General features: G+C 65.9%; 1 protein-coding gene. It reads left to right on the forward strand.

Annotated features, from left to right (window positions below):
* Nucleotides 1–246 (forward strand): hypothetical protein (locus H6A07_RS09970; protein ID WP_204814757.1); only part of this gene is annotated, 246 nt, incomplete at both ends.

Raw genomic sequence — 246 nt, forward strand, 5'->3', positions numbered from 1 at the left:
ACGCAACGCTCCTCGACACGACTACGGACCTGCTCGCGCCGGGCGTGGATTACTACAGTCGCCCCGATGACGTGCGCAATCCGGGCTGGAACCGCAGCGGGGTTCTTATCCGCACCGGGCTTTCGTCCTGGGGCGTCTCGTACCGCCGACCGGTCGGTGATTTGGGGTTCGCCGTCGAGGCCGAACGGGGCGCGGTGTTCATTTCGGGGCAAGTCGGTCCAGCGAGCGTATCGAGCACTGTTCAGG

This window comes from Olsenella uli, from assembly GCF_016899935.1.
In the GTDB taxonomy this organism is placed as follows: Bacteria; Actinomycetota; Coriobacteriia; order Coriobacteriales; family Atopobiaceae; genus Thermophilibacter; species Thermophilibacter uli_B.